The following is a 17,458-nucleotide window of genomic DNA, read 5'->3' as shown; positions in this document are numbered from 1 at the left end:
TGCTACTTTCATCAGGTCTTACGCTTTCCAGTAACAATAATTCTGCGCCACAAGCGCTCATATTGGTTCTTAGGGATTGAATAATGAAAAAAGCATTGCTGACCCTTTCTGCACTGGCGTTGTGCATGGCTGCTGGTTCCGCCATGGCAAAGGAATACAAAGAACTGCGTTTTGGCGTTGACCCTTCCTATGCGCCATTCGAGTCGAAAGCGGCCGACGGTAGCCTGGTGGGCTTCGACATCGATCTGGGGAACGCGATCTGCGCCGAGCTGAAGGTCAAGTGCAAATGGGTCGAAAGCGATTTCGACGGCATGATTCCGGGCCTTAAGGCCAATAAATTCGACGGTGTGATCTCCTCGATGACCGTCACCCCGGCCCGCGAAAAAGTCATCGACTTCTCCAGCGAGCTGTTCTCCGGTCCAACCGCTTACGTGTTCAAGAAGGGTTCCGGCCTGAGCGAAGACGTTGCTTCGCTGAAGGGCAAGACCGTCGGTTACGAGCAAGGCACCATCCAGGAAGCCTACGCCAAGGCCGTGCTGGACAAGGCTGGCGTGAAAACCCAGGCCTATCAGAACCAGGATCAGGTGTATTCCGACCTGATGTCCGGCCGTCTCGATGCAGCCATCCAGGACATGCTGCAAGCGGAACTGGGCTTCTTGAAGTCGCCGAAGGGCGAAGGCTACGAAGTCAGCAAGCCGGTTGACAGCGAATTGCTTCCAGCCAAAACAGCTATCGGTATCTCTAAAGGTAACAAAGACCTCAAGGCACTTTTGGATAAAGGTATCAAAGCGTTACACGACGATGGCACCTACGCCACCATTCAGAAGAAACACTTTGGCGATCTGAATCTGTACAGCGGCAAATAATGCCCGGCGCCCATCTCGCGATGGGCGCTTTTTTTATCCGATCAGGTTGCTGATTTATGTTCGAAAACCTCTTACAAAATCTGGGGCTCTCAGCCTTCAGCCTCAAGGGCTTCGGTCCGTTGCTGATGGAAGGCACCTGGATGACCATCAAATTATCGGCGTTGTCGCTGCTGGTCGCCGTATTGCTCGGCTTGCTCGGCGCCACCGCCAAACTGTCAAAAGTCAAACTGGTGCGGGTTCCGGCCCAGATCTACACCACGCTGATTCGCGGCGTACCCGACCTGGTGCTGATGCTGCTGATTTTCTACAGCCTGCAAACCTGGTTGACGTCGTTTACCGATTTCATGGAATGGGAATACATCGAGATCAACCCGTTCAGTGCCGGGGTCATCACCCTGGGCTTCATCTATGGCGCGTACTTCACCGAAACCTTCCGCGGGGCGATTCTCGCTGTGCCTCGGGGTCAGGTCGAAGCCGCCACCGCTTATGGCCTTAAACGCGGCCAGCGTTTTCGAATCGTGGTGTTCCCGCAAATGATGCGTTTCGCCTTGCCGGGCATCGGTAACAACTGGATGGTGATGCTCAAGGCCACCGCACTGGTCTCGATCATCGGCCTCGCTGATCTGGTCAAGGCCGCCCAGGACGCCGGCAAAAGCACCTATCAGCTGTTTTACTTCCTGGTGCTTGCCGCGCTGATTTACCTGCTGATCACCAGCGCCTCCAACTTCGTCCTGCGCTGGCTCGAACGCCGCTACGCCGCCGGTTCCCGGGAGGCCGTACGATGATCGAACTCTTGCAGGAGTACTGGAAACCCTTCCTTTATACCGACGGCTACAACATCACCGGCCTGGCCATGACCATGTGGCTGCTGACCGCCTCGATCGTCATCGGTTTCCTGGTGTCGATTCCGCTGTCCATCGCCCGGGTCTCGCCGCACTTCTACGTTCGCTGGCCGGTGCAGTTTTACACGTACCTGTTCCGCGGCACGCCGCTGTATATCCAGCTGCTGATTTGCTACACCGGTATCTACAGCTTGGCCGCCGTGCGTGCGCAACCGGTGCTGGATGCGTTCTTTCGCGATGCGATGAACTGCACGATCCTGGCGTTCGCCCTGAACACCTGCGCCTACACCACGGAGATTTTCGCCGGGGCGATCCGCAGCATGGCCCATGGTGAAGTCGAAGCGGCCAAGGCTTATGGCCTGACAGGCTGGAAGCTGTATGCCTACGTGATCATGCCGTCAGCCCTGCGTCGCTCGTTGCCTTATTACAGCAACGAAGTGATTTTGATGCTGCACTCGACCACCGTGGCGTTCACCGCGACCATCCCGGACATCCTGAAAGTCGCGCGGGACGCCAACTCGGCGACCTTCCTGACCTTCCAGTCGTTCGGTATTGCCGCGCTGATTTACCTGACCATTACCTTTGCGCTGGTCGGCCTGTTCCGCCTCGCCGAACGCCGATGGCTGGCCTTCCTCGGGCCGACCCACTAGGACTTGCAAATGCGCCACCAAACACACGACCTGTTGGCCCCGCTGCCGGGAACTGCACGACAGATTCACAGCTTCCATTTCGGCCCATCGGCGGCCAAAGGCAAAATCTACATCCAGTCGTCCCTGCACGCCGATGAAATGCCCGGCATGCTGGTGGCCTGGCACCTCAAGCAGCGTCTGGCGGAACTTGAAGCCGCCGGCCGCCTGCGCAGCGAAATCGTGCTGGTGCCGGTGGCCAACCCGGTGGGCCTGGAACAAGTGCTGATGGATGTCCCGCTGGGCCGCTACGAGCTGGAAAGCGGGCAGAACTTCAATCGCTGGTTCGTCGATTTGAGCGAAGCGGTGGGCAACGAGATCGAAGGCCTGCTGGGCGATGATCCGCAGCGCAACCTCGAGACCATTCGTACCAGCCTGCGCAATGCGCTGGCCCGGCAAACCGCCGGCACTCAGTTGCAATCCCAGCGCCTGACCCTGCAACGACTGGCCTGCGATGCGGACATGGTGCTGGACCTGCACTGCGATTTCGAAGCGGTCGCCCACCTTTACACCACACCCGAAGCCTGGCCGCAGGTCGAGCCTTTGGCGCGGTACATCGGTGCCGAAGCGAGCCTGCTGGCGACCGACTCCGGCGGTCAGTCGTTCGATGAATGCTTCACCCTGCTCTGGTGGCAGTTGAAAGAACGCTTCGGCGAACAATTCAACATTCCGCTCGGCAGCCTCTCAGTCACCGTCGAATTGCGCGGCCAGGGCGACGTCAATCATCCTTTGGCCAGCCTCGATTGCCAGGCGCTGATCGATTACCTGATTCACTTCGGTGCCATTGCCGGCGAACCGGCGCCACTGCCCGAGCTGCCCTACCCCGCCACGCCGTTGGCCGGCGTCGAGCCGGTGTCGACACCGGTGGGCGGTCTGCTGGTGTTCACCGCGCTGCCGGGGGAATACCTCGAAGCCGGGCAACTAGTCGCCGAAATCATCGACCCGATCGCTGATCGCGTCACCCCTATTCATTGCACCGCCGCCGGCCTGATGTACGCCCGCTCGCTGCGGCGCATGGCCACTGCCGGCATGGTGATCGCGCATGTCGCGGGCACCGAGGCCTATCGCAGCGGCTACCTACTTTCGCCTTGAGGATGCATGCCCCATGTACAAACTGACCATCGAAGGCCTGCATAAAAGCTATGGCGATCATCATGTGCTCAAAGGCGTTTCACTCAAGGCCAACACCGGCGACGTCATCAGCCTGATCGGCGCTAGCGGCTCGGGCAAAAGTACCTTTCTGCGCTGCATCAACTTTCTCGAACAACCCAACGATGGCGCCATGACCCTGGACGGCCAGAACATCCGCATGATCAAGGATCGCCACGGCATGCACGTGGCCGACCCCGATGAACTGCAAAAAATCCGCACGCGCCTGGCCATGGTGTTCCAGCACTTCAACCTGTGGAGCCACATGACGGTGCTGGAAAACATCACCATGGCGCCGCGCCGGGTGCTGGGTTGCAGCAAAGAGGAAGCCGAGGACCGTGCGCGGCGTTATCTCGACAAGGTCGGGCTGGCGGCGCGCGTGGCGGATCAATACCCCGCGTTTCTTTCCGGTGGTCAGCAGCAACGCGTGGCGATTGCGCGGGCATTGGCCATGGAGCCGGAGGTCATGCTGTTCGACGAACCGACGTCGGCACTCGACCCGGAACTGGTCGGTGAAGTGCTCAGAGTGATTCAAGGCCTGGCTGAAGAAGGCCGGACCATGATCATGGTGACTCACGAAATGAGCTTCGCCCGCAAGGTGTCGAGCCAGGTGTTGTTTCTGCATCAGGGCCTGGTCGAGGAAGAAGGCGCGCCGGAAGACGTGCTGGGCAATCCGAAGAGCGAACGCTTGAAGCAGTTCCTGAGCGGTAACCTCAAATAACACTCCCCCTTTGTAGGAGCCGGCTTGCTGGCGATGGTGTGTCAGTCGACAACAATGTGTCTGACACACCATCGCCAGCAAGCCGGCTCCTACAGGATCGCGTTTCTTCATTAAACCTTTGCCCTTGCGCCGCGGTCACTGAAAGAAGACTTTTCAGAGCGCACACCGCCGGCATGGGATCCTCCACCGACTACGCAAAACAATGGTTCAGCGCCCGCGACTGGAAGCCATTCGCCTTTCAGAAGCAAGTGTGGACGGCCGTTAAACGCGGTGAGTCCGGGTTGCTGCACGCCAGCACGGGTTCCGGTAAAACCTATGCGGTCTGGTTTGCCGCGCTCAATCGCTTCGCCTCCTCTTTCGTTCCCGTTGAAACACCTCGCAAACGAAAACCTGTCGCCCAACCGCTGACAGTGCTGTGGATAACCCCGATGCGTGCACTGGCGGCGGATACGGCGCGTGCACTGGAGACGCCCCTGCACGACCTGCAGATCCCGTGGAGCGTCGGCCTGCGCACCGGCGACACCAGCAGCAGCGAACGTGCGCGACAGAGCCGGCGCCTGCCAACAACACTGATTACCACGCCCGAAAGCCTCACCCTGATGCTCGCCCGCGCCGATGCGCGAACAGCGTTATCGACCTTGCGCATGGTGGTGGTCGACGAATGGCACGAACTGCTCGGCAACAAGCGCGGTGTGCAGCTGCAACTGGCTCTCGCCCGTTTGCGCCGGTGGAATCCGGATCTGATCGTGTGGGGCGTTTCCGCGACGCTGGGTAATCAGGCCCACGCCGAACAGGTATTGATCCCACAGGGTGGCGCCATCAGCGTTCAAGGCCAGACGTCCAAGGAACTGCGGGTCGACTCGTTGCTGCCGCCCGCCATCGAGCGATTTCCATGGGCAGGGCACATTGGCTTGAAGATGTTGCCGCAGGTCGTCGCCGAAATAGAGTCCAGCCCCAGCAGCCTGGTGTTCACCAATACCCGCGCGCAATCCGAGATCTGGTATCAGGCCTTGCTGGAGGCTCGCCCCGATTGGGCCGGGCTGATCGCCTTGCATCACAGCTCTCTGTCGCGAGACACCCGCGACTGGGTCGAGCGAGCGCTGAAGGAAGGTCAGCTCAAAGCCGTGGTCTGCACCTCAAGCCTGGACCTTGGGGTGGATTTCTTGCCGGTGGAACGGGTGCTGCAAATCGGTTCGGCCAAAGGTGTGGCGCGCCTGATGCAGCGGGCCGGGCGTTCCGGTCATGCGCCGGGGCGCGTGTCACGGGTGACGCTGGTGCCGACTCACAGCCTGGAGCTGATCGAAGCGGCGGCGGCTCAAGACGCCGTGGCGCAACGCCGTATCGAGCCCCGCGAGTCGCCGCACAAACCGCTGGATGTGCTGGTTCAGCACTTGGTCAGCATGGCCTTGGGCGGTGGGTTTATGCCCGAAGAGTTGTATGAAGAAGTCCGTGGTGCCTGGGCTTATCGAGACCTCACGGCGGAGGATTGGACCTGGGCGCTGGCGTTCGTACGCAACGGAGGGCTTTCCCTGACAGCCTATCCGGATTATCGCCGTGTCGAGCCGGATGAGCATGGCGTCTGGCGCGTACCGGATGCGCGACTGGCCCGACGACATCGCATGAGCATCGGCACCATCGTCAGCGACGCGAGCATTCAGCTGAAGTTCTGGAGCAAGGGTGGCGGCGGCAAGCAGCTGGGCAGTGTCGAGGAAGGATTTATTGCGCGACTTAAACCGGGCGACGGCTTTCTGTTCGCGGGGCGCTTGCTGGAGTTGGTGCGGGTGGAAAACATGACCGCATACGTTAAACGCAGCACCGCGAAAAAAGCCGCGGTGCCGCGCTGGAATGGCGGGCGCATGCCCCTTTCCAACGAACTGGCACAGGCGGTGGTCACGCGTTTCAGTGCGGCAGAGCAAGGCGAGTTCATCGGCCCGGAGATGCGCGCACTGCGTCCGTTGCTGGAGGTGCAAAAACGCTGGTCCGGGCTGCCAACCTCCAATACGTTGCTGGCCGAAGCACTGAAATCCCGCGAAGGCTGGCACTTGTTCCTTTATCCCTTTGCCGGGCGCCAAGTGCATCTGGGACTGGCGAGTTTGCTGGCGTGGCGGGTCAGCCAGCAACAGGCGGTGACGTTTTCCATCGCGGTCAACGATTACGGGCTGGAGTTACTCAGCGCCACTTACGTGGACTGGTCGCAGGTGTTGAATCCAGGGCTGTTTAGCCCAGAGCGTTTGTTGGAAGACGTGCTCGCCAGTTTGAATGCCGGCGAACTCGCGCTGCGCCGCTTTCGGGAAATAGCACGTATTGCCGGGCTGGTGTTTGCCGGCTACCCCGGCGCACCGAAAAGCACACGGCAGGTTCAAGCTTCCAGCGGGCTGTTCTTCGAAGTGTTCAAACAATACGACGCCGGGAATCTGTTGCTGGCTCAGGCCGGGGAAGAAGTCCTACGGGAAGAATTGGATATTCATCGTCTGGAACAGACGTTGGCGCGCATCAATCAGCTGAAACTGGACCTGCATCAGATCAAACGCCCTACACCGCTGGGGTTTCCACTGTTGGTGGAGCGCATGCGGGAAAGCATGAGCTCGGAAAAACTCGCGGACCGTATTCGACGCATGGTCACCGACCTTGAGAAAACCGCCGAAACCGGAAAAACCTGATGAGTACGCCCTATCCCGTGCGACTGGCCGGCGAAGAACTGTGGCTGCTGCCGGAGAAAGCCATTTACTGGCCGGCGCAACAAGCGCTGCTGATCGCCGATGTGCACTTTGGCAAAGCGGCGGCGTATCGAAGCCTTGGTCAGCCGGTGCCCCATGGCACCACCGCCAGCAATATCGCTGTGCTGGACGGGTTATTGGCCGCCCTGCCCTGCCGTCAGCTGATTTTCCTCGGGGATTTCCTGCACGGGCCTGGCTCCCATGCTACCGGCACGTTAAGCGCACTGGCAGAGTGGCGAGCGCGCCACTCTGATCTGGCGATGACGCTGATCCGCGGCAACCACGACAAACGCGCCGGGGACCCGCCAGCCTCGTTAAACATTCGTGTGGTGCCTGAACCGTTGTTGCTCGGACCGTTCGCCTTGCAGCACGAGCCCGACCCGCATCCGCACCGGCATGTGCTCGCCGGGCATGTGCATCCGGCCTATCGGCTGAACGGTAGAGGTCGACAGCGTCTGCGACTGGCGTGTTTCAGATTGGGAGAGGACATCAGCCTGCTACCGGCCTTCGGCGCGTTTACCGGCGGTTATCAGGTCGATCGGGACGACAGCTGCAGGATTTTTGTCATCGGCGACAACGAAATATGGCCAGTCAGCTGAATTCTGCCCCACAACCTGTAGGAGCGAAGCTTGCTCCGGGCGGCGTTCCGACGAAGGCGGTGTGTCAGGCAACATATTCTTATCTGACACACCGCCTTCGCGAGCAAGCTTCGCTCCTACAAGAAGCCATCATTTTCGACGGCAGATCAGGCTACAGGCGCGGGAGGCGGCTCATCCGGCAGGGTGGGCTCACCGGGCTCTGTAGGTTGCTCGTTAGGGGTATCGGGATCAGGCTGGCCGGGGATGCCCCCCGCCATGCTGATAGGTGGATGTGCCAACAAGGACCAGGCCAAGACGCCAACCTGATTGGGCTCAAGCCTTGCCAGTTCGGCACTTATTCGCGGATCGATCTTCATAAAGCACTCCTGAGCAATGGCCCCGTCCGCTGTAGGCGAACCGGGCAGTACACCCAATAGAGTGTCTACCCGCCCAAGAATTCCCGCCACCTGCCAGATGAATCGATCAGGTGCGCGGGAGGGTCACGCCGCGCTGGCCCTGATACTTGCCGCCACGGTCCTTGTAGGAGACTTCGCACTCTTCGTCGGATTCAAGGAACAGCATCTGCGCCACGCCTTCGTTGGCATAGATTTTCGCCGGCAGGTTTGTTGTGTTCGAGAATTCCAGGGTCACGTGCCCCTCCCACTCAGGCTCAAGCGGGGTAACGTTGACGATGATGCCGCAGCGGGCGTAGGTGCTTTTGCCCAGGCAGATGGTCAATACGTTGCGCGGAATACGAAAGTATTCGACGGTGCTGGCCAAGGCGAAAGAGTTTGGCGGGATGATGCAGACATCGCTGTGGATGTCGACGAAGCTGCCGGCATCGAAATTTTTCGGGTCAACAATGGCCGAATTAATGTTGGTGAACACCTTGAAATGATTAGTACAACGAACGTCGTAGCCGTAACTCGACACGCCGTAGGAGATCACACGGTTATCGTCGCTGCCACGAATCTGACGCTCGACGAACGGCTCGATCATGCCGTGCTCTTGCGCCATGCGGCGAATCCACTTGTCCGATTTGATGCTCATGGCGGGTGTCCTGAATAGCGAGGTGGAAAAATTCTGTCCGGCATCTTACCGGGCGCGCGCTCCGGGTTCAAAGTCCGAGGGACAATTCTCGCCGATCACCCGTGATAACTGGGCCTTTGTCGTAATCGGATGCACCGTCAGTCATGAAAACAGAGAAACCTTCGTCGGAAGGATTGGCACATTCCGGAAAAAGGGTTAAGGTGGCGCCACTGTGCTGCTTGTGTCACTGAGAATCTCTACACGATATGTTGAATTTCGATCCAACCATCTACAAGAATTTTTCCTGCTCTTTGCACTCAGTCTCGGCCAGGGTTCTTCCTGCGTCGCAGTTATCTTTGTTCAAGGAGTTACACCATGTCTAATCGCCAAACTGGTACCGTTAAGTGGTTCAACGATGAAAAAGGCTTCGGCTTCATCACTCCACAATCCGGTGACGACCTGTTCGTTCACTTCAAAGCTATCCAATCCGACGGCTTCAAAAGCCTGAAAGAAGGCCAACAGGTTTCTTTCATCGCTACCCGCGGTCAGAAAGGCATGCAAGCTGAAGAAGTTCAAGTTATCTAACTTGTACTTGCTTTAGTAAAAAGCCCCGCCCTCAAAAGCGGGGCTTTTTTGTGCCTGAGTGTTTTGCAGGCAAAAAAAATCGCAGCCCATGGCTGCGATTTTTTGCGTCTTACCAGGCTACACCGAATCCTGCGGTGTAGCGTGTCTTGTCCAGATCAGCATCATTGGTGCCGCTGATGATGTCTCTCTCGGCCTTCAAGTTAAGCGATGCCCAATCGGTGACCTTGTAGCGCAAGCCCATTTCGGCATCGAGCGCATATTCGGCCACGCCGGACAGCGGTTTGCCCACTTCGCCGTTCGTGAAGAACTCCACCTTCTTGCCGATCAGATAGCGGTTGTAATCCCACTTCATCGCCAGGGAATAGAAGTTTTCCTTGCTGCCGTCGGAGAACTCATAGTCCGTACGGTTAACCAGCGAGCCCAGGGAGAATGCGCCCAGCTCGTTATCCCAGAACTGGTAACCCGGACCGGTACCGACCGTGCGCTGACGGGAGAGATCTTCAACCTTGTCGCGCTTATAGACCGCGCGGCCCTGCCAGAACCATTTCTCGGTCAGGAAGCGGTCGAGCGAGTATTCGCCCCGCCAGTTGTCGGTGGTGACCACGTCATCCTGGAATTCGCGGTTATATTCACCTTCCGCGATATGCCGCCATTTGCCATGGCGCGCAGTGGTCTTGAAGTCGATGTCGTAGTCGTCGGTATCTTTTTCCGCCCGCTGGTAATCCAGCGCCGCGTCGACATTCCCTTTCCACACCAAGTCTTCGACCACTGGCTTGGGCTTGAGAATCTGCTGGATACTGGCCAGCTCGACCGTCTTCGGCGCCTCACCGTTTTCCAGCGTCACCTTGCCGTCGTCTGCCGCATGCAGCGACTTGGCCTTCTCGCCGGTATAGGCATCCTGCTTGACCAGCAGCTCCTGATCACTTTCCAGTGTCTTGACCTGTTTCCAGTCGATCGGGACCGCACCGGCGTACTCGGTCTGGATCAGCAATTTACCGCCATCGAACAGCGTGATCTTGCCGCTCAATTTGTCACCGTTCTTCAACCAGACGGTATCAGCGAGCAACGGCGTGGAGGCGCTGAGGACAGCGAGGCACAGCAAGGTTCTGGACACCATAAGCAATAACAGGCTCAAGTTTGCGAAAAAAAGTCGGCATTATCCCTGAGAATAAGACCCTAGCAAGGACTGACCCGACTATTTCTATTGAGTTCATTTCTCAGTCAATGATCGAGGATTTACCCTACAGACGGTAATCCACTGTAGGAGCGAGCCTGCTCACGATAAACTCAAGATCGACGCGTTTTCCCAGTTAGCTCGCGTTATCGTTAACGACCATCGCGAGCAGGCTCGCTCCTACAGGGATCCCGGATGTGACCGACACCGATGCAGAAACCGAAAGTGCGGCGCAAATCCGACGCACGGCGCTCTACCTGACCCTCGCGCAGGTGCCCGAGGGTAAAGTGGTGAGCTATGGTCAACTCGCTGAGCTGGCCGGGCTGGGCCGCGCCGCGCGCTGGGTGGGTCGCACATTGAGCCAACTGCCCGGCGACACCAAATTGCCATGGCATCGTGTGCTCGGTGCCGGCGGTCGGATCAGCCTGCCCGTGGGCAGCCCTTCCGGGGATGAGCAGCGCGCGCGATTGCGCGCCGAAGGCGTCAGTATCCTGAACAATCGTGTTGATATTCAGCGCCATGGCTGGCGCCCGGTAGAGCACAGCGGTTAGAGTGCGCGCTTTGTTTCCGTAATTCTTGAGGCAGACTCCAGCCCATGCCCCGTAAAACCTGGCGCGCCGCGCTCGCCGCCTATGCCAGCCCCTCGACGCTTGTGTTGTTGTTGCTTGGTTTCGCCGCCGGCCTGCCCTACATGCTGGTGTTTTCGACGCTTTCCGTCTGGCTGCGTGAGGCCGGTGTGGCCCGCGAAACCATCGGCTATGCAAGCCTGATCGGTTTGGCCTATGCCTTTAAATGGGTCTGGTCCCCGCTGCTCGACCAATGGCGCCTGCCATTTCTCGGCAAGCTCGGTCGACGACGCTCCTGGCTGGTACTGTCCCAGGCGCTGGTGATCCTCGGCCTGATCGGGATGGGTTTCTGCGATCCGCAAAAGCATTTGTCCTGGTTGATCGCCATCGCGGTGGTCGTCGCCTTCGCCTCGGCGACGCAAGACATTGCGGTTGACGCCTATCGCCTGGAAATCGCCGACGACACTCGCCAGGCCGCGCTCGCTGCCAGCTATATGTCTGGCTATCGGATCGCCGCCCTGCTGGCGACAGCCGGCGCACTATTCTTCGCTGAGGGTTTCGGTTCCACCGGTTTCAACTACAAGCATTCGGCCTGGGCCGGCACCTACATCCTGTTTGGCGCCCTGATGATCCCGGCGCTGCTGACCACGCTGTTCATGCGCGAACCGCCCGTGCCCCTGCGCACTCAACTTCAGGCAGGCCGCTACAGCTTCATGCATCAACTGGTGTCGGTGTTCGTGCTGATCGTGCTGTTGGTGTCCGTGCCGGCCATGTTCACCCAGCTCTACAACACCGATTTCGCCAGCGTGCTGTTTGAAGGCGCGAGCCCGCTCGACCTGTTGCTCGAAGATCGCGCCTTCCTGCGGGCGATCCTCTACACCACGCTCACGTTTATGTGCCTGTCGGCCATGGGCCGCCGCGGCCTGGCGCCAGTGCTGACGCCAATCAACGACTTCATTCTGCGTTACCGCTGGCAGGCGTTCCTGTTGCTCGGGCTGATCGCCACCTACCGCATGTCCGATACGGTCATGGGCGTGATGGCCAACGTGTTCTACATCGACCAGGGCTTCACCAAGGATCAGATCGCCAGCGTCAGCAAAATCTTCGGTTTGATCATGACCCTGGTCGGCGCCGGCATGGGCGGCCTGCTGATCGTACGTTTCGGCATCCTGCCGATCCTGCTGATCGGCGGCATCTCGTCCGCCGGCACCAACCTGCTGTTCCTGATGCTCGCCGACATGGGCGCCAACCTGAACATGCTGATCCTGACCATTTCCCTGGACAACTTCAGCTCGGGCCTGGCGACGTCGGCGTTCGTCGCTTACCTGTCGAGCCTGACCAACCTCAAGTTCTCGGCCACCCAGTACGCCCTGCTCAGCTCGATCATGCTCCTGCTGCCACGTCTGATCGGCGGCTATTCAGGGGTCATGGTGGAGAAGTTCGGTTACCACAACTTCTTCCTGATCACGGCGCTGTTGGGCGTTCCGACCCTATTGTTGATCGCCTTGCACTGGTACCAGGAGAGCCGCCGCGCAGGTCCGACGCCGACACCCGAACCGGTGCCGACCCAGGTCGCGGAAGAATCGTAGGACATTTCGCAGAGGGCGCGGCGATTCCCGCCCTCCTGCCACACCGCCGACCGCACGCCTGTACGCCAGCGGATCTCGCCCGTACAATGCTCCGTCATTTCTCGTCATCAGCAACCGACAACGGCCAACCATGCGCACCAGTCAATTTTTGCTCGCCACACAGAAAGAAACGCCTTCCGACGCGGTCGTCATCAGCCATCAGCTGATGCTGCGCGCCGGCATGATCCGCAAACTCGCCTCGGGCCTCTACACCTGGCTGCCGATGGGCTTGCGAGTGATGCGCAAGGTCGAAGCCGTCGTTCGTGAAGAAATGAACGCCGCAGGCTCTCTCGAAGTGTTGATGCCGAGCACCCAACCGGCTGAGCTGTGGCAGGAATCCGGTCGCTGGGAAGAGTACGGCCCTGAATTGCTGCGCTTCAAGGATCGTCACGGTCGCGATTTCTGCGCCGGCCCGACTCACGAAGAAGTGATCACCGACCTGATGCGCAACGAGTTGAGCAGCTACAAACAGCTGCCGATCAACCTGTACCAGATCCAGACCAAATTCCGTGACGAAATTCGCCCACGCTTCGGTTTGATGCGCGGCCGCGAGTTCATCATGAAGGACGCCTACTCCTTCCACGCTGATCAACCTTCGCTGCAAGTCACCTACGACCGCATGCACCAGGCGTACTGCAACGTGTTCACCCGTCTGGGCCTGAAATTCCGTCCTGTAGAAGCCGACAACGGCTCCATCGGCGGTGCCGGTTCCCACGAGTTCCACGTACTGGCCGAGTCCGGCGAAGACGATATCGTCTTCAGCAACGGTTCCGACTACGCCGCGAACATCGAGAAAGCCGAAGCCGTACCGCGCGAAACCTCTCGCGCTGCACCGACTGAAGAGCTGCGCCTGGTCGACACCCCGAACGCCAAGACCATTGCGCAACTGGTCGAAGGCTTCAACCTGCCGATCGAAAAGACCATCAAGACCCTGGTGGTTCACGCTGAAGAACAAGGCAAGCTGATTGCCCTGATCATCCGCGGCGACCACGAGCTGAACGAAATCAAGGCCGCCAACCAGCCAGGCGTTGCCAGCCCGCTGGTGATGGCGTCCGAAAGTGAACTGCGCGACGCCATTGGCGCCGGTGCCGGTTCTCTCGGCCCGTTGAACCTGCCGCTGCCAATCATCATCGACCGTTCCGTCGAACTGATGAGCGACTTCGGCATCGGTGCCAACATCGACGACAAGCACTACTTCGGCGTGAACTGGGAGCGTGATCTGCCGGTTCCGACCGTTGCCGACCTGCGTAACGTTGTCGCCGGCGACCCAAGCCCGGATGGCAAGGGCACTCTGGAAATCAAGCGCGGCATCGAAGTCGGGCACATCTTCCAGCTGGGCAACAAGTACAGCAAAGCGATGAAGTGCGAAGTGCTGGGTGAGAACGGCAAACCGGTCACCCTGGAAATGGGTTGCTACGGCATCGGCGTTTCCCGCGTGGTGGCTGCGGCCATCGAACAGGGCAACGACGAAAAGGGAATCATCTGGAGCGACACACTGGCTCCATTCCAGATCGCCCTGGTGCCGCTCCGCTACGAAACCGAACAGGTTCGCGAAGCCACCGACAAGCTGTATGCAGAACTGACTGCAGCCGGCTTTGAAGTGTTGCTGGACGATCGCGACAAGAAAACCAGCCCGGGCATCAAGTTCGCGGACATGGAGCTGATCGGCATTCCGCACCGGATCGTGGTCAGTGACCGCGGCCTCGCCGAAGGCAATCTGGAATACAAGAGCCGTACCGAACCTGAAGCGCAAGCGCTGCCGGTTGCTGACGTACTGTCTTTCCTCCAGGCCCGTATCCGCCGCTGACACCAGATAGAGAAGTCATGTTCAAGCGAAACACCTTAGGCCTCGGTGGTGCCGCCCTGTGCGGCACCCTGCTGGTCAGCGGCTGTGCCAATCACATGTCGCAACGCAGCGAGCACGAGGAACGTGTCGAGCGCAAATTGCTCGATCACAGCCTGCAGATCGATGTCGGTGAGCCCAAGGTGCTTGAGCTGCCGCAACGGCGGGTGAAAATCCACGAGCAGAAGACGTTCGAAGTCACCGAATTCGAAGTTACGCGCCACTACGATCGCTACACGCCTTACCAACCCTGGCGCGAGGTCTACGAGATTCCGCTGGGCGCGGTGGCGGTGGTGGGCGGTGTCGGTGCGAATGTGGTCAACGTGTTCACCCTCGGCAACCTGCCGGACAGCGTCACCAAGGATTGGCTGAGCTACGGTTTTGCCGGGCTCAACCCGTTCATGAACGCGCAGTCCAACGGCCGGGCGCAGCAGAACCTGGCAGGCATCGACGAAGTCCAGCTCGACAAACGCACCGAATACTCGAGCCTGCCTTGGAGCGAGCGTCCGGTTGTGGTGAAGGCCGGCAAGGAAACGTTCGAGCTGGGCACCGACAAAAACGGTGTTTTACGCATTAACCTGCTCGACAGCCCGTTCGCCGAACATGACATCAATCATCTGAGCCGACTGCTGATCAGTGTCGAAGACGGTCAGGACGATGTGCACACCGACTCGTCCCTGGCGGTCAGCAGTGGCTTGCGCGGCAAACTGCTCGAAGCGCATGGCCTGATTTATGACGACCTCGAAGACGACGAAGTGAGCCAGTGGGTACACCGGGTCAAGCGCTTGTCGGAACTGGGTCTGGAAGAAGAAGCCAGCGAGCTGGAACAAAGCCTGATCGAACTGACCCGCAATGATCCAGAGTTGCAGACTGAATTCCTCAAGTCGCTGACCAAGGATGCCGGGCGCCTCGTCGCTGATCCGGGGCCGAATTAAAAGCAAAAGCTTCGCTAGCAGGCTAGCTCCCACAGGGGATTTGAGGCGGTCACATATTGTGTGTCCACAGCAAATCCAATGTGGGAGCTAGCCTGCTAGCGATGACGGCCTGACATTCACCATCACATCAAAACCTTGCCCCTACCGCTCAAACAGCTCCATCTGCTCAAACCCACCGCGCAAATCCTCCAGCCTGACCCCAATCCCCAACAACCGCACCGGTTTCCCGCCGCGATTGAATGCCTGGGTCAGCAACAACTGATAACTGCCCAAATCCCGCCCAGCCCCGGCCTGTTCCAGCGTCGTCTGGGTAAAGTCATGGAATTTCACTTTGACGAATGGCTTGCCCGGCCGGTAGCTGCTGTCGATCCGCGCCATGCGGCCCGCCAGGGTTTCCAACAGCTCGGGTAATTTATCGAGGCAGCTCACCAGATCCGGCAGGTCTACGTCGTAGGTGTTTTCGACACTGATCGACTGTCGGCGGCTGTCGTTGTGCACCAAACGCTCATCGATCCCACGGGCCAGGCTCCAGAGTCGCTCGCCGAAACTGCCGAATTCACGCACTAGGGCCAACTTGTCCCATTCGCGTAAATGCGAGCAATCGACAATGCCGAGCTTGCCCAGTTTGTCCGCGGTGACTTTGCCCACGCCGTGCAGTTTGCTCACGGGCAAACCGCTGACAAAGTCTTCTACCTGATCCGGCGTGATGACAAACAAGCCGTTGGGCTTCTTCCAGTCACTGGCGATCTTGGCCAGAAACTTGTTCGGCGCAACGCCAGCCGAGACCGTGATGTGCAACTGATTGGAGACTCGTCGGCGAATGTCCTGGGCGATACGCGTGGCGCTGCCACCGAAATGCGCACAGTCCGACACGTCGAGGTAAGCCTCGTCGAGGGAAAGTGGCTCGATCAGGTCGGTGTAATCGCGAAAGATCGTGTGAATTTCCTTCGACGCTTCTCTATAGGCCTCCATGCGCGGCTTGACGATGGTCAGGTCCGGGCACAGTTTCAGGGCATGCCCGGAAGACATCGCCGAGCGCACACCGTAGGCCCGCGCTTCATAGTTACAGGTGGCGATCACCCCGCGCCGATCCGCCGAACCACCCACCGCCAGGGGTTTACCTGCCAGGCGCGGGTCGTCACGCATCTCGATGGCAGCGTAGAAGCAGTCACAATCGACGTGGATGATTTTTCGCTGGGTCATATAAAAGCGGTGTTCATGGTGAAGAAATGGAGTCATGGCGTGCCGGATCGGCAGTATCTCACTGACACCTGTATATAGCACCAGTAGTCTGAATCTTCTTCCCTGCTCGTAGGAAAAGTAACCGGTGAATTTATTTTCTCAATCGAAAAGCACCGTTCGATAGAGCTGAAAGCCTTGCCACACCTGCCTCACAGACCATCGCCGTGCCCCGACTTCTAGCTAAGCGATTGAACCAGAAGAGGTTTTATCTGGATTGAAGGTTGACAGCCCGGCGATCCTCTGTAGAATGCCGACACACAGACGCGGGATGGAGCAGTCTGGTAGCTCGTCGGGCTCATAACCCGAAGGTCGTCGGTTCAAATCCGGCTCCCGCAACCAAACATCAAAAAAGGCTACTCGAAAGAGTGGCCTTTTTTGTGCGTGTCTGTTTTGTGCCCTCTTTATTGACCAGAAGTAAGAAATCGTTCTGATTCCGAAACTTAACGCTCCCCTGCGACCGTTCGCCGCTTATTTACGCTTATTTGACCCGGTTCCAGATTAACGGTTGACACACAGGCGTATCTCTATAGAATGCCGCCACACAGACGCGGGATGGAGCAGTCTGGTAGCTCGTCGGGCTCATAACCCGAAGGTCGTCGGTTCAAATCCGGCTCCCGCAACCAAACATCAAAAAAGGCTACTCGAAAGAGTGGCCTTTTTTGTATCTGTTGAAAAAGTCCTTTCGCAACAATGACCTGTCACTGTGTAGAGAAGCGTTCGGGATCACCAAGGCTGTGGGTTCAGACTATGCTGAATCGCAGACAGAACCCTCTACGACTCATGACACGCCATCGCCGATAACCGGTGAGAGGCGTTAATATTTGTGATTATTTTTTTCTACAGGGATTGGTAACTTGGCTGGATACCTCCATCCTGTCGCGCACAATCCAAGAGGTG

16 protein-coding genes and 2 tRNA genes are annotated in these 17,458 nt (G+C 58.8%); 14 read left to right on the top strand and 4 right to left on the bottom strand.

Features of this window, described 5'->3' with window-relative positions; all coding sequences use genetic code 11:
• Positions 1 to 83: 83 nt before the first annotated feature.
• The 7 genes from ACA070_RS05985 (at position 84) to pdeM (ending at position 7,580) form a co-directional block, all read left to right on the top strand.
• The gene (locus tag ACA070_RS05985; RefSeq protein WP_462025880.1) at positions 84 to 866 is read left to right on the top strand and encodes a transporter substrate-binding domain-containing protein; all 783 of its coding nucleotides are present in this window, start codon (positions 84 to 86) and stop codon (positions 864 to 866) included.
• A gap of 56 nt (positions 867 to 922) precedes the next feature.
• A complete protein-coding gene (locus tag ACA070_RS05980) occupies positions 923 to 1,651 on the top strand; it encodes an ABC transporter permease (RefSeq protein ID WP_077750284.1) in 729 nt (242 codons plus the stop codon).
• Complete coding sequence (locus ACA070_RS05975) at positions 1,648 to 2,358, top strand: ABC transporter permease (RefSeq protein ID WP_131059230.1); 711 nt, start codon at positions 1,648 to 1,650, stop codon at positions 2,356 to 2,358. Before ACA070_RS05980 ends, ACA070_RS05975 begins: the two co-directional genes overlap by 4 nt.
• A gap of 9 nt (positions 2,359 to 2,367) precedes the next feature.
• A complete protein-coding gene (locus tag ACA070_RS05970; protein WP_497450404.1) occupies positions 2,368 to 3,486 on the top strand; it encodes a succinylglutamate desuccinylase/aspartoacylase family protein in 1,119 nt (372 codons plus the stop codon).
• A gap of 13 nt (positions 3,487 to 3,499) precedes the next feature.
• Complete coding sequence (locus tag ACA070_RS05965) at positions 3,500 to 4,264, top strand: ABC transporter ATP-binding protein (RefSeq protein ID WP_109628270.1); 765 nt, start codon at positions 3,500 to 3,502, stop codon at positions 4,262 to 4,264.
• A 173-nt stretch (positions 4,265 to 4,437) separates the two neighbouring features.
• On the top strand, positions 4,438 to 6,924 hold the full coding sequence (locus tag ACA070_RS05960) for a ligase-associated DNA damage response DEXH box helicase (RefSeq protein WP_497450403.1): 2,487 nt from the start codon (positions 4,438 to 4,440) through the stop codon (positions 6,922 to 6,924).
• Positions 6,924 to 7,580, top strand: coding sequence for a ligase-associated DNA damage response endonuclease PdeM (pdeM, locus tag ACA070_RS05955; protein WP_497450402.1), 657 nt, complete (start codon positions 6,924 to 6,926; stop codon positions 7,578 to 7,580). The genes ACA070_RS05960 and pdeM overlap by 1 nt, the downstream gene beginning before the upstream one ends.
• 146 nt (positions 7,581 to 7,726) lie before the next feature.
• Here pdeM and ACA070_RS05950 read toward each other — a convergent pair whose 3' ends face one another.
• Together ACA070_RS05950 and dcd are read right to left on the bottom strand one after the other, a co-directional pair.
• Positions 7,727 to 7,936: a hypothetical protein gene (locus ACA070_RS05950; RefSeq protein ID WP_017336784.1), complete on the bottom strand. Its 210-nt coding sequence runs from the start codon at positions 7,934 to 7,936 to the stop codon at positions 7,727 to 7,729.
• Positions 7,937 to 8,042: 106 nt separating this feature from the next.
• Positions 8,043 to 8,609 carry a dCTP deaminase gene (gene dcd, locus ACA070_RS05945; protein ID WP_497450401.1) on the bottom strand — a complete coding sequence of 189 codons (567 nt, stop codon included), beginning with the start codon at positions 8,607 to 8,609 and terminating at the stop codon, positions 8,043 to 8,045.
• A gap of 354 nt (positions 8,610 to 8,963) precedes the next feature.
• On the opposite strand from dcd, the gene ACA070_RS05940 reads away from it, so the two are divergent.
• On the top strand, positions 8,964 to 9,173 hold the full coding sequence (locus ACA070_RS05940; RefSeq protein ID WP_002554837.1) for a cold-shock protein: 210 nt from the start codon (positions 8,964 to 8,966) through the stop codon (positions 9,171 to 9,173).
• Positions 9,174 to 9,282: 109 nt separating this feature from the next.
• Here ACA070_RS05940 and ACA070_RS05935 read toward each other — a convergent pair whose 3' ends face one another.
• Positions 9,283 to 10,290: a DUF481 domain-containing protein gene (locus tag ACA070_RS05935; protein WP_497450400.1), complete on the bottom strand. Its 1,008-nt coding sequence runs from the start codon at positions 10,288 to 10,290 to the stop codon at positions 9,283 to 9,285.
• Between the two features lie 254 nt (positions 10,291 to 10,544).
• Between ACA070_RS05935 and ACA070_RS05930 the strand changes: the two genes are divergently transcribed.
• The 4 genes from ACA070_RS05930 (at position 10,545) to ACA070_RS05915 (ending at position 15,319) form a co-directional block, all read left to right on the top strand.
• Positions 10,545 to 10,898, top strand: a complete 354-nt coding sequence (locus ACA070_RS05930; protein ID WP_497450399.1) for an MGMT family protein — start codon at positions 10,545 to 10,547, stop codon at positions 10,896 to 10,898.
• 44 nt (positions 10,899 to 10,942) lie between these two features.
• Entirely contained in the window at positions 10,943 to 12,502 is a 1,560-nt protein-coding gene (locus ACA070_RS05925) for an AmpG family muropeptide MFS transporter (RefSeq protein ID WP_497450398.1), read from the top strand.
• 130 nt (positions 12,503 to 12,632) lie between these two features.
• Positions 12,633 to 14,348, top strand: a complete 1,716-nt coding sequence (locus tag ACA070_RS05920; RefSeq protein ID WP_497450397.1) for a proline--tRNA ligase — start codon at positions 12,633 to 12,635, stop codon at positions 14,346 to 14,348.
• 17 nt (positions 14,349 to 14,365) lie between these two features.
• Positions 14,366 to 15,319 carry a hypothetical protein gene (locus ACA070_RS05915; protein ID WP_497450396.1) on the top strand — a complete coding sequence of 318 codons (954 nt, stop codon included), beginning with the start codon at positions 14,366 to 14,368 and terminating at the stop codon, positions 15,317 to 15,319.
• A gap of 141 nt (positions 15,320 to 15,460) precedes the next feature.
• On the opposite strand, the gene dinB is transcribed toward ACA070_RS05915, so the two are convergent.
• Positions 15,461 to 16,522 (bottom strand): DNA polymerase IV, encoded by a 1,062-nt coding sequence (gene dinB, locus ACA070_RS05910; RefSeq protein ID WP_497451918.1) that lies wholly within the window; start codon positions 16,520 to 16,522, stop codon positions 15,461 to 15,463.
• A 301-nt stretch (positions 16,523 to 16,823) separates the two neighbouring features.
• Here dinB and ACA070_RS05905 point away from each other — a divergent pair.
• Both ACA070_RS05905 and ACA070_RS05900 read left to right on the top strand, forming a co-directional pair.
• Positions 16,824 to 16,900: transfer RNA gene (locus tag ACA070_RS05905), tRNA-Met, on the top strand.
• 207 nt (positions 16,901 to 17,107) lie between these two features.
• Positions 17,108 to 17,184 (top strand) — tRNA-Met (locus ACA070_RS05900).
• Positions 17,185 to 17,458 lie beyond the last annotated feature (274 nt).

The sequence above is a fragment of the Pseudomonas sp. LBUM1678 genome (genome assembly GCF_059695575.1).
Note: the sequence above shows the minus strand (reverse complement) of the source record. Positions and strands in the feature narration are given on the sequence as shown.

Bases quoted from the DNA above. Each gene is read 5' to 3' on its own strand.
- ACA070_RS05985 (WP_462025880.1), top strand. From the start codon at position 84: ATGAAAAAAGCATTGCTGACCCTTTCTGCACTGGCGTTGTGCATGGCT.
- ACA070_RS05980 (WP_077750284.1), top strand. From the start codon at position 923: ATGTTCGAAAACCTCTTACAAAATCTGGGGCTCTCAGCCTTCAGCCTC.
- ACA070_RS05975 (WP_131059230.1), top strand. From the start codon at position 1,648: ATGATCGAACTCTTGCAGGAGTACTGGAAACCCTTCCTTTATACCGAC.
- ACA070_RS05970 (WP_497450404.1), top strand. From the start codon at position 2,368: ATGCGCCACCAAACACACGACCTGTTGGCCCCGCTGCCGGGAACTGCA.
- ACA070_RS05965 (WP_109628270.1), top strand. From the start codon at position 3,500: ATGTACAAACTGACCATCGAAGGCCTGCATAAAAGCTATGGCGATCAT.
- ACA070_RS05960 (WP_497450403.1), top strand. From the start codon at position 4,438: ATGGGATCCTCCACCGACTACGCAAAACAATGGTTCAGCGCCCGCGAC.
- pdeM (WP_497450402.1), top strand. From the start codon at position 6,924: ATGAGTACGCCCTATCCCGTGCGACTGGCCGGCGAAGAACTGTGGCTG.
- ACA070_RS05950 (WP_017336784.1), bottom strand. From the start codon at position 7,936: ATGAAGATCGATCCGCGAATAAGTGCCGAACTGGCAAGGCTTGAGCCC.
- dcd (WP_497450401.1), bottom strand. From the start codon at position 8,609: ATGAGCATCAAATCGGACAAGTGGATTCGCCGCATGGCGCAAGAGCAC.
- ACA070_RS05940 (WP_002554837.1), top strand. From the start codon at position 8,964: ATGTCTAATCGCCAAACTGGTACCGTTAAGTGGTTCAACGATGAAAAA.
- ACA070_RS05935 (WP_497450400.1), bottom strand. From the start codon at position 10,290: ATGGTGTCCAGAACCTTGCTGTGCCTCGCTGTCCTCAGCGCCTCCACG.
- ACA070_RS05925 (WP_497450398.1), top strand. From the start codon at position 10,943: ATGCCCCGTAAAACCTGGCGCGCCGCGCTCGCCGCCTATGCCAGCCCC.
- ACA070_RS05920 (WP_497450397.1), top strand. From the start codon at position 12,633: ATGCGCACCAGTCAATTTTTGCTCGCCACACAGAAAGAAACGCCTTCC.
- ACA070_RS05915 (WP_497450396.1), top strand. From the start codon at position 14,366: ATGTTCAAGCGAAACACCTTAGGCCTCGGTGGTGCCGCCCTGTGCGGC.
- dinB (WP_497451918.1), bottom strand. From the start codon at position 16,522: ATGACCCAGCGAAAAATCATCCACGTCGATTGTGACTGCTTCTACGCT.